Origin of the sequence: Gluconacetobacter azotocaptans, assembly GCF_014174355.1 — a bacterium.
Lineage (GTDB): Bacteria > Pseudomonadota > Alphaproteobacteria > Acetobacterales > Acetobacteraceae > Gluconacetobacter > Gluconacetobacter azotocaptans.
The window spans coordinates 1-13,183 of the sequence record NZ_JABEQF010000015.1; the positions used below are offsets into that span (position 1 = coordinate 1).

At 68.4% G+C, this 13,183-nt stretch carries 15 protein-coding genes and 1 tRNA gene; 7 read left to right on the forward strand and 9 right to left on the reverse strand.

Going from position 1 to position 13,183, the window contains the following annotated elements:
• Nucleotides 1–337 precede the first annotated feature (337 nt).
• Nucleotides 338–823 (forward strand): low molecular weight protein-tyrosine-phosphatase, encoded by a 486-nt coding sequence (locus HLH34_RS15350; protein ID WP_183120451.1) that lies wholly within the window; start codon nucleotides 338–340, stop codon nucleotides 821–823.
• Nucleotides 824–842: 19 nt separating this feature from the next.
• Nucleotides 843–1,964, forward strand: a complete 1,122-nt coding sequence (locus HLH34_RS15355; protein WP_183120452.1) for a PQQ-dependent sugar dehydrogenase — start codon at nucleotides 843–845, stop codon at nucleotides 1,962–1,964.
• Nucleotides 1,965–1,979: 15 nt separating this feature from the next.
• Here HLH34_RS15355 and HLH34_RS15360 read toward each other — a convergent pair whose 3' ends face one another.
• Nucleotides 1,980–3,077 carry an NADH:flavin oxidoreductase/NADH oxidase gene (locus HLH34_RS15360; protein WP_183120453.1) on the reverse strand — a complete coding sequence of 366 codons (1,098 nt, stop codon included), beginning with the start codon at nucleotides 3,075–3,077 and terminating at the stop codon, nucleotides 1,980–1,982.
• A gap of 167 nt (nucleotides 3,078–3,244) precedes the next feature.
• Here HLH34_RS15360 and HLH34_RS15365 point away from each other — a divergent pair, with 167 nt between their 5' ends.
• Entirely contained in the window at nucleotides 3,245–4,093 is an 849-nt protein-coding gene (locus tag HLH34_RS15365) for an ABC transporter permease (protein ID WP_240162008.1), read from the forward strand.
• 4 nt (nucleotides 4,094–4,097) lie between these two features.
• Entirely contained in the window at nucleotides 4,098–4,853 is a 756-nt protein-coding gene (locus tag HLH34_RS15370; protein ID WP_183120454.1) for an ABC transporter ATP-binding protein, read from the forward strand.
• Between the two features lie 111 nt (nucleotides 4,854–4,964).
• Here the strand turns inward: HLH34_RS15370 and HLH34_RS15375 are convergent.
• The 3 genes from HLH34_RS15375 to HLH34_RS15385 all read right to left on the reverse strand — a co-directional run bounded on the left by HLH34_RS15375 (nucleotide 4,965) and on the right by HLH34_RS15385 (nucleotide 6,380).
• Nucleotides 4,965–5,041: transfer RNA gene (locus tag HLH34_RS15375), tRNA-Asp, on the reverse strand.
• A 156-nt stretch (nucleotides 5,042–5,197) separates the two neighbouring features.
• Nucleotides 5,198–5,740, reverse strand: coding sequence for a carboxymuconolactone decarboxylase family protein (locus tag HLH34_RS15380; RefSeq protein WP_183120455.1), 543 nt, complete (start codon nucleotides 5,738–5,740; stop codon nucleotides 5,198–5,200).
• A 97-nt stretch (nucleotides 5,741–5,837) separates the two neighbouring features.
• Nucleotides 5,838–6,380, reverse strand: a complete 543-nt coding sequence (locus tag HLH34_RS15385) for a peroxiredoxin (RefSeq protein ID WP_183120456.1) — start codon at nucleotides 6,378–6,380, stop codon at nucleotides 5,838–5,840.
• Between the two features lie 132 nt (nucleotides 6,381–6,512).
• Between HLH34_RS15385 and HLH34_RS15390 the strand changes: the two genes are divergently transcribed.
• The 3 genes from HLH34_RS15390 to HLH34_RS15400 all read left to right on the forward strand — a co-directional run bounded on the left by HLH34_RS15390 (nucleotide 6,513) and on the right by HLH34_RS15400 (nucleotide 8,384).
• Nucleotides 6,513–7,445, forward strand: a complete 933-nt coding sequence (locus HLH34_RS15390; protein ID WP_183120457.1) for a hydrogen peroxide-inducible genes activator — start codon at nucleotides 6,513–6,515, stop codon at nucleotides 7,443–7,445.
• Nucleotides 7,446–7,566: 121 nt separating this feature from the next.
• Nucleotides 7,567–7,692 (forward strand): type B 50S ribosomal protein L36, encoded by a 126-nt coding sequence (gene ykgO, locus HLH34_RS15395; protein ID WP_012223099.1) that lies wholly within the window; start codon nucleotides 7,567–7,569, stop codon nucleotides 7,690–7,692.
• Nucleotides 7,693–7,787: 95 nt separating this feature from the next.
• Complete coding sequence (locus HLH34_RS15400) at nucleotides 7,788–8,384, forward strand: tetratricopeptide repeat protein (protein ID WP_183120458.1); 597 nt, start codon at nucleotides 7,788–7,790, stop codon at nucleotides 8,382–8,384.
• Nucleotides 8,385–8,494: 110 nt separating this feature from the next.
• Here HLH34_RS15400 and HLH34_RS15405 read toward each other — a convergent pair whose 3' ends face one another.
• From HLH34_RS15405 to efp, 5 genes are all read right to left on the reverse strand, one after another.
• Complete coding sequence (locus HLH34_RS15405) at nucleotides 8,495–9,475, reverse strand: peptidoglycan -binding protein (RefSeq protein ID WP_183120459.1); 981 nt, start codon at nucleotides 9,473–9,475, stop codon at nucleotides 8,495–8,497.
• Between the two features lie 122 nt (nucleotides 9,476–9,597).
• On the reverse strand, nucleotides 9,598–10,686 hold the full coding sequence (locus HLH34_RS15410; protein ID WP_183120460.1) for a flagellar motor protein MotA: 1,089 nt from the start codon (nucleotides 10,684–10,686) through the stop codon (nucleotides 9,598–9,600).
• Nucleotides 10,683–11,480, reverse strand: a complete 798-nt coding sequence (locus HLH34_RS15415; protein ID WP_183120461.1) for an OmpA family protein — start codon at nucleotides 11,478–11,480, stop codon at nucleotides 10,683–10,685. Before HLH34_RS15415 ends, HLH34_RS15410 begins: the two co-directional genes overlap by 4 nt.
• Nucleotides 11,481–11,599: 119 nt before the next feature.
• Nucleotides 11,600–12,427, reverse strand: a complete 828-nt coding sequence (locus HLH34_RS15420) for an inositol monophosphatase family protein (RefSeq protein ID WP_183120462.1) — start codon at nucleotides 12,425–12,427, stop codon at nucleotides 11,600–11,602.
• Nucleotides 12,428–12,585: 158 nt separating this feature from the next.
• Nucleotides 12,586–13,152, reverse strand: coding sequence for an elongation factor P (gene efp / locus HLH34_RS15425; protein ID WP_183120463.1), 567 nt, complete (start codon nucleotides 13,150–13,152; stop codon nucleotides 12,586–12,588).
• Nucleotides 13,153–13,183: the final 31 nt, after the last annotated feature.

Consider the following 13,183-nt stretch of genomic DNA (forward strand, 5'->3'; position numbering starts at 1 on the left):
CTGGCGCTCAAGCTCGCCCCCGATCATCGCCGCCACATCGGGATCGCGCTCGGCAAGCGTCGATCGAAAAAAGGCGTGCAGCCCGCTCTGGCTCATCTGGTCCGGCATCGTCGGCGTCGTCTCCATGCAACGAGGATGCTGCCGGCGGCGTTCGTCGAGGACACGCAAGGCAGCGATCGAAAATCGGACAGGATCGTAACGATCCTGTCCGCCGGGCACCACACGGCAAATCGGCGGGCGGCATGTTCTTGTGAATTTGCGACGGGGTCGACAGACCTGCCCGTCTCCCGCCATCATCACTGCCGTACCGCGTCGTTCCGGAGGGAGGAATATCGTCATGTCCGGCCGTCCCGCCATCCTGTTCGTCTGCATGGGCAATATCTGTCGTTCGCCCCTGGCCGAGGCGGCCTTCCGCGCCGCCGCCGCCCGCTACGGCCTGGACGTCGTCGTCGAATCGGCGGGAACCGGCGATTGGCATGCCGGCGAGCCACCCGACCGCAGGGCGCAGGAGGTCGCCCGGCGGCATGGAATCGATATCACCGGATACCGTGCCCGCATGGTGACGGCCGAGGATTTCCGGACCTTCAGCCATATCGTGGCGCTGGACCACACCAACCTGGCGCATCTGCGGACCCGCCGCCCGCCCGACGCGACGGCGCGCCTGTCGCTGTTGCTGGATTACGTTCCCGGCCGTCAGGGGCAGGGGGTCGCCGATCCCTATTTCGGGCACGTCAAGGATTTCGACACCACCTGGGCCGACGTCTCGGCAGGGGCCGAGGCCCTGGCGCGGGTGATGGCCATGAACAGCCAGTCCACGGAATAAATGCGGGAGGACGTCACGGATGCTGTCATTCAGGGCCCTGGTGCGCGCGGGATCTTTGCTTGCACTGCTGACGGGCGCCGGCACCGCGCGGGCCGCGCCGCCGATCGACCGGCTGCGCCTGCCGTCGGGATTTCATATCGCGGTCTATACCGACCAGGTGCCCTCGGCACGGGAAATGGCGGTCGGCGCCCGGGGCACCATCTTCGTGGGGTCGATGACGGCCGGCGTGGTCTATGCCCTGACGGACAGCGACGGCGACGGCCGGGCAGACAGGGTGCGCGTCATGGCGCGGGGGCTGATGATGCCGGTGGGCGTCGCGTTCCGCGATGGCGATCTGTATGTCTCCGACGTGCGCAGCATCGTGATCCTGCGCGGGATCGAGGACCGGCTGGACAATCCGCCGGCCCCGCAGACCGTGGTCGCCGACCTGCCCTGGCGGGTGGGGGACCATGGCTGGAAATTCATCGCCTTCGGCCCCGACGGCAAGCTGTATGTGCCGATCGGCGCGCCGTGCAATATCTGCGATGTCGGGCATCAGTTCGGCCGCCTGTTGCGGATGAATCCGGACGGCAGCGAGCGGCAGGACGTGGCCTTCGGCATCCGCAACACGGTGGGGTTCACGTGGCAGCCCGGCACCGGGACGCTGTGGTTCACCGATAACGGCCGCGACCTGCTGGGCGACGACGTGCCCGGCGACGAGTTGAACCGGCTGGACCAGGTGGGGCAATCGTTCGGCTATCCCTATTGCCATCAGGGGGATGTGTCCGACCCGGTGTTCGGGCGCGGCCATCCCTGTTCGGACTTCACGCCGCCGGTGCTGAAGCTGGGGGCGCATGTCGCGGCCCTGGGCCTGCGGTTCTATGAGGGCGACATGTTCCCGTCGTCCTACAAGGGCGGGCTGATCATCGCCGAGCATGGGTCGTGGAACCGCAGCCGCCTGTCGGGCTACCGGGTCATGGCCGTGCGGTTCGGCCCGGACGGGGCGGTGGCGTCCTATACGCCGCTGGTCGACGGCTTCCAGGACAACGAAACCCCGTGGGGACGCCCGGCGGACGTGCAGCCCCTGGCCGACGGAAGCGTCCTGATCAGCGATGACGAGGCCGGGGCGATCTATCGCCTGACCTATGACGGACCGGCATAGGGCAGCGTCCCGCCTTCAGGCGGGGCGATAGCGCGCCAGCCAGTGCGCGTAGGGCGCCGGCAGGGTCCAGGCCGCGTCCGCCCGTTCCAGCGCACGGGCCGCCGCATAGGGCCAGTGCGGGTTTTCCAGCAGCGGCCGGCCCAGCGTCGCCATGTCCAGCGCCCCGTCGCGGATCAGCGCGTCGGCCTGGTCGGGACGGTCGATATACCAGCTGGTGCTGGCCGGCAGGCCGCCTTCGGCGCGGACGCGGCGCGCGACGGGGGCCAGGAAGGCCGGCCCCCATGGAATATGCGCGTCGGGCGTCGAAAACCCGACGCTGACATCGATGAAATCCAGCCCGGCCGCGCGGAAGCGGCGCACCAGTTCGATGGCCTCGTCCAGGGTCTCGTCGTCCCGCCCGTCATATTCGATGACGCCCAGCCGCGCGCTCAGCGGCCGGTCCTCGGGCCAGACGTCGCGCACCGCCGCCAGCGTTTCCAGCAGGAAGCGGGCGCGGTTGTCGAAGCTGCCGCCATAGGCATCGTCACGATGGTTGGAATGGGGCGACAGGAAATTCTGCGCCAGGTAGCCGTGGGCGAAATGCAGCATCAGCCAGCCGAACCCGGCGTCGCGGGCGCGGCGGGCGGCGGCCACGAAATCCGCGCGGACCCGCAGGATGTCGTCCTGGGTCATGGCGTGCGGAATCTTCGGCAGGTTCGCGCCGAAGGCGACGGCCGAGGGGGCGATCGTCGGCCATCCGCGCGGGTCGTCCGGGGCGATATGGTCGTCCCCTTCCCATGGGCGGTTGGCGCTGGCCTTGCGCCCGGCATGGCCGATCTGGATGCCCGGCACCGCCCCCGCGTCCTCGATCGACCGGGCGATGGCGGCGAAGGCGTCGGCCTGCGCGTCGTTCCACAGGCCGGCGCAGCCCGGGGTGATCCGCCCCTCGGGCGAGACGGCAGTGGCCTCGATCGTCACCAGACCCGCGCCGCCGCGCGCCAGGCCCGCGTAATGCACGGCGTGCCAGTCGCCCGGAACGCCGTCGGTGGCGACATACTGGCACATCGGCGATACTGCGATGCGGTTGCGCAGGGTACGGCCCTTCAGGGTGAAGGGGGTGAAAAGATCAGGCATCGGACGCTCCGTGACGGCGGGGGATGCATGTTCGGCCAGACGGCGCGCCGGGGGAAGGGGGCCGCGCCGGGGGGGGGCCGCCTTGCGCCATTCGGACGCCTTGCCTAAGAGGCTGGTTTGCCGCCGCCGAGCGCCGCGGGATGCCGGCGGCGCGTGAAGGAGCGATCATGGCGGACATCGACGGGACCATGGCGGCTGAACCGGCGCTGGACCTGACGCCCGAAACCGGGCTGCGCCATCTGTGGCGCGCGCTGGCGGATATCGCCGACGGATGCCGCATGTGGCGGCTGGGCTGCACGCTGGGCTGGCTGGACATCAAGCTGCGCTATCGCGGGTCGATCCTGGGGCCGCTGTGGCTGACGGTGTCCACCGCGGTCATGGTCGCGGCCATCGGCTCGGTCTACGGCGCCCTGTTCCACATGGAGCTGCATCATTACCTGCCGTTCCTGTCGATCTCGCTGGTCCTGTGGGGGTATGTCAGCGGCATCGCCGGCGACGGGTGCCAGGTCTTTACCCGCGCCGCCGGCCTGATCCAGGCGGCGCGCATTCCCTTCACGGTGCACGCCATTCGTTCGGTGGTGCGCAATGCCCTGGTGCTGGCGCACAATCTGGCGGTCATTATCGTCGTCTTCGCGGTCTTTCGCCTGATGCCCGCGCATCTGCTGGCGGAAATACCGGTTCTGGCGCTGTGGGCGATCGACAGCCTGGCGCTGTCCCTGGCGCTGGGCGTGCTGGGCACGCGGTTTCGCGATATCCCTCCCATTATCGGCAGCCTGCTGCAGATCGCCTTCTTCGTCACGCCGATCATGTGGGAGCCCGGCCTGATCTTCGCCGGGCGGCAATATATGCTGCTCAACCCGTTCTACCCGCTGTTCGAGATCCTGCGCGGGCCGCTGATGGGCGAGGTGCCGCGCCTGTCCATCTGGATCGCGGCGGGGGGCTACAGCGTGGTGCTGTGGGTCGTCACGCTTCTTCTGTTCTCGCGCCTGCGGTCGCGGCTGGCATACTGGGTCTGAGACGATGGCTGGAATCGACGTACGTGACCTGCGCATCGCCTTTCCCCTCTATCACGGCAATGCCCGCAGCCTGAAGAAGCGGCTGGGCCGCGCGATCTCGGGCCGGCTGGAACATGACGCGCGCGACCGCGTGGTCGTGCGCGCGCTCAACGGCCTGTCCTTCTCGCTGCGTCCGGGCGAGCGGCTGGGGCTGATCGGCCGGAACGGCGCGGGCAAAACCACGCTGCTGCGCGCGCTGGCCGGCATCTACGAACCGGTGGAGGGCCGGGTGACCGTCCGGGGGCGGGTCGGGGCGTTGCTGGACACGAACCTGGGCATGATCGGCGACCTGACGGGGCGGGAGAATATCCGCCTGCGCTGCCTGTTCACCGGCATGGCGGCCAACGCCCTGGCGCAGGTGGAACGCGACGTCCAGGAATTTGCCGAACTGGGGGCGTTCCTGGACCTGCCGATCCGCACCTACAGTTCGGGCATGCAGGTCCGGCTGGCGTTCGGCCTGGCGACGGCTACCCGGCCGCAGATCCTGCTGATGGATGAATGGTTCATGGCCGGCGACGCCGCCTTCATGGGCCGGGCCAAGGCGCGGCTGGAAGGGCTGGTGTCGGGGGCCGAGATCCTGGTGATCTCGACCCACCAGCCCGAGATCCTGGCGACATGGTGCACGCGCGTGCTGTGGATGGACCAGGGCCATATCCGCATGGACGGACCACCTGACGCGGTGCTGCCGGCCTATCTGGGCCTGGAAAAAGCAGGAACCTGAGAGCCTGTTTGAAAATGCGCGCTGGCGGCGATCCGACGCGCGTTTCCTCTGCTCCGATGCGTCCGGCGGGACCGGGCAGCGAATCGGGATGTGTGGGGGAGGGGAAAGGGATGGCGCGAGTGACGGGGCTCGAACCCGCGACCTCCGGCGTGACAGGCCGGCGCTCTAACCAACTGAGCTACACCCGCTTCGGCTTGGGGAGGAAGACCTCCCGTCCGTTCGTGGAGGGCGAATTAACAAAGGTCGGCGGGTCTGGCAACCGCATTCGCACGAAAAAATCGCATTGCCCGATCGAAAGCCGCGATGTGAACGCCGGAGCGCCCGCCGCACCCCGGCGCCGACGATCAGTTCGCCGGGGAATCGCCCAGGGCGAGCGCGCCCTCCAACGTCGCGGCGACCGCGTGAACCGTGGCTGCGATTCGGACCGCGGTCTGGACCTGCTCGGTCGACAGGCCGCCCTCGCGCACCACTTTCTCGTGGCTTTCGACGCACATGCCGCAGCCGTTGACGGCAGACACCGCCAGAGACCACAGCTCGAAATCCAGCTTCTCCACCCCGGGGCGGCCGATGACGCTCATGCGCAGCCGGGCGGGCATCTGGGCGTAGTCGCCGCCGACCATGTGCACGAACCGGTAATAGATGTTGTTCATTCCCATGATCGCGGCGGCGGACTTGGCGGCGGCCAATGCCTCGGGCGACAGCACGGATTCGTATTCGGCCACGATGGCGCGGGTCACGTCGGCATTGCGCGATGCGATGGCCGTGGCGACGAACGTCCCGGCCAGCTGCTGCGGCGACAGGGTGATATCGTTCGCAAGGGAGCTCAGATTGAGCCTCAGGTCCTTCGCATAGTCCGGAAGGCGCTCCTTGAGCGATTCGATCGACATGATGGCTGTACCTGCTGTGGAATGGGGCCGCCGGCCAGCGGCCCGGAGGCGATCGACCGGCGGTAACGATGGGTCCGGCGGGGCCGGACCCGCCCGATCAGGGCTTCAGGAAGGCTTCGCCCTGCTTCCAGTTGCAGGGGCACAGCTCGTCGCTCTGCAGCGCGTCGAGGATGCGCAGGATTTCCTGCGGATTGCGGCCGACCGACAGGTCGTTGACGCTGACATGGCGGATGATGCCCTCGGGGTCGACCAGGAAGGTCGCGCGGTAGGCCACGCCCGCCGACGGCGACAGCACGCCGCAGGCCTCGGACAGCTCGCGCTTGATGTCGGCCAGCATCGGGATCTGCAGGCCCTTCAGGTCCTCGTGGTGCAGGCGCCAGTTCAGGTGCACGAATTCGCTGTCGATGGACACGCCGTAGACGACGGTGTCACGATCCTTGAATTCGCCGGCCAGCTTGCCGAACGCCACGATCTCGGTCGGGCAGACGAAGGTGAAATCCTTCGGCCAGAAAAACACGAGCTTCCACTTGCCCGCGTCGGTCTTGTCCGAGATCTGGACGAAATCGCCCTTCAGCCCCTCGGGGCCGCCGGGGACGGAGGTCAGGTCGAAACTCGGAAATGTGTCACCGACTGTCAGCATCGGCTTGCTCCCTTGCATATGTTGTCCATGGCGCGGCGCCGCGGGTGCGTTCCGGCCTCGGCGCATATTCTATGGCGCTGAAGCCGATATCATGCCAATGAATAATTTATATCCGAATGATCGAATGAATCGATGACACCCCTGCCATCCGCGCAGCAACTCCGCTATCTGATCGCCTTGGCCGACCTGCGCCATTTCGGTCGGGCCGCGCAGGCCTGCGCGGTGACGCAATCGACGCTTTCGGCCGGGATCCTGGCGCTGGAACGACAGCTGGATATCCAGGTGCTGGACCGCAAGGTCGGCAAGCGCGTGGTCTTCACCCCGATCGGGGACGAAGTCGCGGCAAGGTCCCGCCACGCGCTGGAGTCGCTGCAGGCGGTGCAGGACGTCGCCGATGCATCGCGCGCGCCCATGACGGGACTGTTGCGCATCGGCGTCATTCCCACCATCGGCCCGTTCGTGATCCCCGGCCTGGTGGCGCGCCTGCGTCGTCAATTTCCCCAGATCCGGCTGTCGGTGAACGAGGATCTGACCGGCAACGTGATGGACAAGCTGGTGCTGGGGCGGCTGGACCTAGTGCTGCTGGCCATGCCCTGCCCCTGCGAGGGGACCGAAACGCTGCCATTGTGGCGGGATGAGTTCATGCTGGTCCTGCCGGCCCGCCACCCGCTGGCGGCGCTGAACGCCGTCCCGGTCGAGCAGATCGGCACCGAGCGCATGATCCTGCTGGAAGACGGGCATTGCCTGCGCGACCAGACGCTGGCGCTGTGCCGGCAGGAACGCGGCTGGAGCACCCCCGATGGCGAAGAGGAGTTCGTTGTGACCTCGCTCTATACCCTGGTGGACATGGTGGCCGAGGGGCTGGGGCTGGCGCTGCTGCCGCGTCTGGCGGTCGAATCGGGAATTCTGCGCGACCTGCCGCTGGTGGTCCGGCCGGTGACGGGCTGCCGGGCCTGGCGTACGATCGGCCTGGCCTGGCGTCCGCACGCGCCCCGGGCCGCCGATTTCCGGCTGCTGGCCCCGCATATCCGCCCGCCTGCCATCACGGCACCCCCAGCGGACTGAAAAACCGGGCCTTTACCCCCGGAAAACCGCTGGTTTCGCGCCGTGTGCGGTTGACTCTGCCCCGTGGGGCCGGTATTCGGCCCGTCTTTGCGGTGTCCTGCCGCCAGATGAGGGTCGGATCATGAAGATCAGAAACAGCCTGAAGTCGGCCAAGGTTCGTGACAAGGACTGCCGTGTGGTCCGTCGTCACGGCAAGGTCTATGTCATCAACAAGAAGAACCCCCGGATGAAGGCCCGCCAGGGCTGATCGTCCGGACGGCCTTGGCCGTACGGTCTTCCATGTATGACGCACGTGCCCGCATTCCCGTCCGGATTCCCGGATGGAAGTGCGGGTTTTCGTGTTTGCGGGCCCTGGCAACGGCCCTGTCGCTGGGCGTCTGCGGCCCTGCCTTGAGTGCGCCGGCTCCGGCTGTCCCGCCGCCCCGGCTCTCCACCCCGGCCCAATCGGCCCCCACGGCGGCACCCGATATCGCGACGCTGACCGCCCAGCTGGCGCATGCGTCCTCGCGCGCCGCCGCTGCCGATCTGGAGGCGCGGATCGAGCAATTGCGCCAGCACCCCCTGTCGCCTACGACGCGACTGCTGCTGCGTCGGGCGCAGGCCGATCTGGCCGACCGCAAGCCCCTGGATGCGGTGGCGGATCTGGATGACGCGCTGGTGCTGCAACCCGAGGTCGGGATCCTGTGGCGGGACCGGGCACAGGCACGGCTTGCGGCGCGGGATCTGGACGGCGCGGTGGCCGATCTGGGCGTGGCGCTGCACCACGACGGCACCGATGCGGTGGCATGGCAGATCCTGTCGAATGTCGAGGAGCAGCGTGGCGACTGGAAAGCCGCCTACCAGGCCTGGCAGCAGCTCCTGACGCTGGACCCGATGGCCGCCGACGGGCAGCGGCAGGGCGAACGGCTGAGGCTGAAAGCCTTCGGCCAACCCACTTAAAATCCCGGAGGCAGGTCGGGCTTTGCCCGAACCCACCAGGGCCTGAGGCCCTGGACCCCGATCAAGGGTGAAACGACTGGGTTTCCAAAGGGCAATGCCCTGAGGCGTGGCTACCGGTCGGTCAGGCGGAATTCGATCCGGCGGTTGCGGGCGAAGGCGGTCTGGCTGTTGCCGGCATCCAGCGGCTGGAAATCGGCGAAGCCGGTGGCGGCCAGATGGTGCGGGCTGATGCCTTCGGCGATCAGCAGCTTGACCACGGTGATGGCGCGAGCGGATGACAGTTCCCAGTTGCTGGCGAAGGCGCTGTGGATCGGCTGGCGGTCGGCATGGCCGTCCACGCGCATGATCCAGGGAATCGATGCGGGGATCTGTGCCGAGACCTGATGGAAGGTGCGGGCCAGGGTGCGGATTTCGGCCACGCCCTTGGGCGACAGCTCGGCGCCGCCGGGCGGGAACAGGACCTCGCTTTGGAACACGAAGCGGTCGCCGACGACCTGCACGCCTTCCTGATTCTTCAGGATGTCGCGCAGGCGGCCGAAGAATTCCGAACGATAGCGTTGAAGCTGCTCGACCTTGTCGGCCAGCGCCACGTTCAGCTTCAGGCCCAGATCGTCGATCTTGCGCTGCCGGTCCTGGATTTCGGTCTGCGAGATCTCCAGCGCCGCCATCGCGGACGACAGCTGCTGGCGGATCTGCTCCAGCTGCGATCCCAGGTCCGCGACCTGCTGCTGGCTGGCCTGGGCCAGCCTGGCCTGGTTGTCGCGTTCCGACGAACTCTGCGCCACCTGGGCGGTCAGCGACGTCTCCATCGCCTCGTCCTTCTCGTGCGCGGCGCGCAGCGAGGCGACCGAGAGTTCCAGCGCATGGGCGTGGCCGCGTTCCAGCGACAGCATGGTGTTCAGCTGGGCGACCTGCTGGGCCAGCTGTTCCATCGCGCGTTGCCGCTTGTTCAGGGCCACGGACAGGAAGGCCTGCCCCAGCACGAAAACCAGCAGCACGAAGATGATGACCATCAGCAGGGTGGACAGGGCGTCCACATATCCCGGCCAGGCGTCGAGCCCGGCATGGGTCTGGCGGCGGCGGCGTGCCATGGGTGTCGGTCCCGTCCGTTAAATCGTCATCCGATGGGGCCGGGGGCACCTCATCGGACAAGGATGATCGTCAAAACAGTCGTCGGAAGCCCCCGCGCGCCTGCGGCGGCGGGGGTGGCCCCTCAGGGCGTGGCGCGCGCGCCGGCGGGCGCGGTTGCGGCGACGGTCCGCGCCAGCAGCCGCAGGTCGTTGCGGATGTCGGTCGAGATCTGGTTGCGGCCCTGTTCCATGTCCGACAGCATGCGGGTCAGCAGCATCTCGATGCCGCGCAGATGGCCCTGGGCGGAGTCGTCGGCCATGCGCTGCATCAGGGCATGGCTGGCGCGCATGGTGTCGGTCATCGTGCCGATCCGCTCGTTCAGGCTGCCCAGCAGGGCCTGCTGCTGGATGCGGCCGTCCTCGCCCCGGGCGATCAGGTTCTGCAGCTTCTCCAGGTTCTCGGCGGTCTGTTCCAGCAGCGCCTGCACGTAGGCCGGCACGCCGGCCTCGGCGCCGTCGGCGCTGGCCAGGCCGGGCGAGATGCGCGTCAGCCCGGCCAGCCATTCCTCAAGCTCGTTGAAGAAGCGGTTCTGCGCCTGGCCGGCCGTCAGGTCCAGGAAGCCCAGCACCAGCGCCCCGGCCAGGCCGAACATCGAGCCCGAGAAGGCGGTGCCCATGCCATGCAGCGGCTGCGCCAGACCGGTCTTGAGCTGGTCGAACATGACGTTGAGGTCGGCCGAGCCGACGGACAGGCCGCCGATCACGTCGGCGATCGACCCCACGGTCAGCAGCAGGCCGTAGAATGTGCCCAGCAGGCCCAGGAAGATCAGCAGCCCGGTCATGTAGCGCGACAGTTCGCGCCCTTCGTCCAGGCGCGACGACAGGCTGTCCAGCATGGACTGCATCGCCGGGGTGGACAGGACCAGGCGGTCGGTGCGGTTGCGCGTGGCCAGCATCGAGGCCATCGGCGCCAGCAGCTTCGGCGGGGTGGGCTGGGCCAGCCCGGCCCGGGGCTGGCGCAGCGTCTCGACCCACCGGACCTCGGGGATCAGGCGCAGGACCATCCGGACGTTCCATGCGATCCCGAACGCCAGGATGCCAAGGATCAGCCCGTCGAGGACCGGGTTGTTGAAGAAGGCGGAATACAGCGTCCGCCACAGCGTGGCGGCCACCAGCAGCACGGCGGCCATGAACAGGACGATGCGCAGGATATAGGTCGTGGGGTGGGTCACGGTTTGGGCCGGGGCTCCGTAGGGGCGGAAGGGGCAGAGGCGATCACATTCGAGAGGGTCACGTCAACATGATCCGGAGGCGTTTCGTTCGGCGGGGACCCGGACAGGCCGATGGCGCGGACGTAGATGCGCGTCGAGGCGACGCCCGCATGGATCAGGATCGAGCGGATCGCCAGCCCGCGCGACAGCGAGACCCGGCGCGGCGTCGAGGAATCGTCCGGGGTGCCCGAGGCATAGGCGTCGATCTGCCCCCGCGCCTCGGGCGCGGCCAGCAGGGCGGCCGCGAAGGTTTTCACCCGGTCGCTCATTGCCGCGTTCATGTCGGCGCTGCCGGGGGCGAAGGTCAGGCGCGTGCCGCCCGGCAGGTCCTGCACCGTGCCATGCGCGGTGGGGACGACCGGCGTTTCGGGCGGCGGCGGCGACGGATGCAGGGGGACGCTCACCTCGGGCGGCCGGATGATGGGCGACGGAGGCGGGGCGGCCGGGATGGTGGGCGGCGGCGGATGCGCGGCCGGGGCCGGCGTGGCGCTGGATGGGGCAGGGGCCGGCGCAGCGGTATGGGCCTGCGGCGCGCGCATGCCGTGCGGCTGGTGCGATCTGGGGCTGGTCGCCGGATGCACCGTCGCCGGATGGGCGGCCGGGGCCGGCCCCAGGCCGGACAGGGCGCTGTCGTTGGTGACGACCTGTGCGCGGGCCGGGTGTCCGGCCAGCGTCCCCGTCAGCGCAATGCCAAGCAGGCAGGCCGGGACGATACGCGAGATGCGGGGATAAGCGGAAGGAAGGGGATCGGACATGACCGGCGCAGCCTAGAGCAGATCGCGTCCGGGTCGAAGACCTGAACGTGTGGGGAATCCCTTAAAATATCTGCCCGATACCGATCCGCAGCGACAGAAACCGGTTCCGACCACCGTTCTCAGCGCGTGGTCAGGCTTTCGGCCACCAGTTCGCGCAGCGGGGCGTGCAGATGGCTGTTGCCGGCCACGACATTGACCACGTCGCCCAGATCGTCGAGTTCCGCGCCGTCGGGATCGGTGGCATAGCCGCCGGCCTCGCGCACCAGCAGCAGGCCCGCCGCGCAGTCCCAGGGCCGCAGGCCCAGTTCCCAGAAGCCTTCGTAGCGTCCGGCGGCCACCCAGGCCAGGTCCAGCGCCGCCGCGCCGAAGCGGCGAATGCCCGCGACCTGCGGCATCAGCGCCCCCAGGCTCCGGGCGAAGGGCAGGCGGCGCTGCGCCGGGACCTTGGCGAACGGAATGCCGGTGGCGAACAGGGCCTCCAGCATGTCGCGGCGGGCGGACACGCGGATGCGGCGTTCGTTCAGGAACGCGCCCACGCCCTTTTCGGCCCAGAACATCTCGTTGGCGGCGGGGTTGTAGACCACGCCGGCCACCATCTCGATGCTGCCGTCGGGCAGGCGGCGCTGCAGGCCGATGGAAATCGCCCAGTGCGGGATGCCGTGCAGGAAGTTGGTGGTGCCGTCCAGCGGGTCGACGATCCAGCGCCAGGTCCAGTTGTCGCCGCCCGACTCGCCGCTTTCCTCCATCAGGAAGGCATAACCCGGGCGGGCACGGACCAGTTCCTCGCGGATCGTCGCCTCGGCGCGCAAATCCGCCTGGGACACGAAATCGCCCGGCCCCTTGATGCTGACCTGAAGCTGCTCGACCTCGCTGAAATCGCGCAGCAGGCGACGCGCGGCCTTGTGGGCCGCGTTCTGCATCACCGTCATGTGGGGAGAGAGTCGCATGGCCACGTCGGTCGGTCCTGTCTGGTTCGTCGGATGATGAAGGGGGCGGGTGGCGAAGAAGGCGGCGGCGCGGACGGGGGATCCGCCGCGCCGCATCATGAGGTCTAAAGCATCAGGCAGGCGGTTGGAACGATCCCGTCACCTGCCCGCCAGCCGCCTCAGCCCTTTGCGCGTTCCACGTAGGTGGAATCCTCGGTGCGGACGACGATGCGCTCGCCGGCCTCGATGAACGGCGGCACCATGGTCTTCACGCCGTTGGACAGCTTGGCCGGCTTGTAGGACGAGCTGGCCGTCTGGCCCTTCACCACCGGATCGGCCTCGACCACTTCCAGCGTGACCTGGGCGGGCAGCTGCACGCCGACCGGGTCGCCTTCGACCAGGTTGATGACCAGCGTCATGTTGTCCTGCAGGAACGGGGCCTGGTCGCCCAGCAGTCCCAGCGGCAGCAGCGTCTGCTCGAACGTTTCGGGATCCATCAGGACGATGTTGTCGCCGTCCATGTAGGAATAGGTATATTCCCGCTCCTCGGTCAGCAGGCGCTCGACGGTGTCGGCGGTGCGCCACCGCTCGTTCGTCTTGTTGCCGGTCTTCAGGTCGCGCATCTCCACCTGGATGAAGGCGCCGCCTTTGCCCGGGGTGATGATCTGCTGCTTCAGGACTGTCCAGCGACGGCCGTCGTGCTCGATGACCTGTCCGGCACGGATCAGGTTCGCCTGCTGTTTCATGGGGGGCCCTGTCTGACGTGTGGGATGAAAG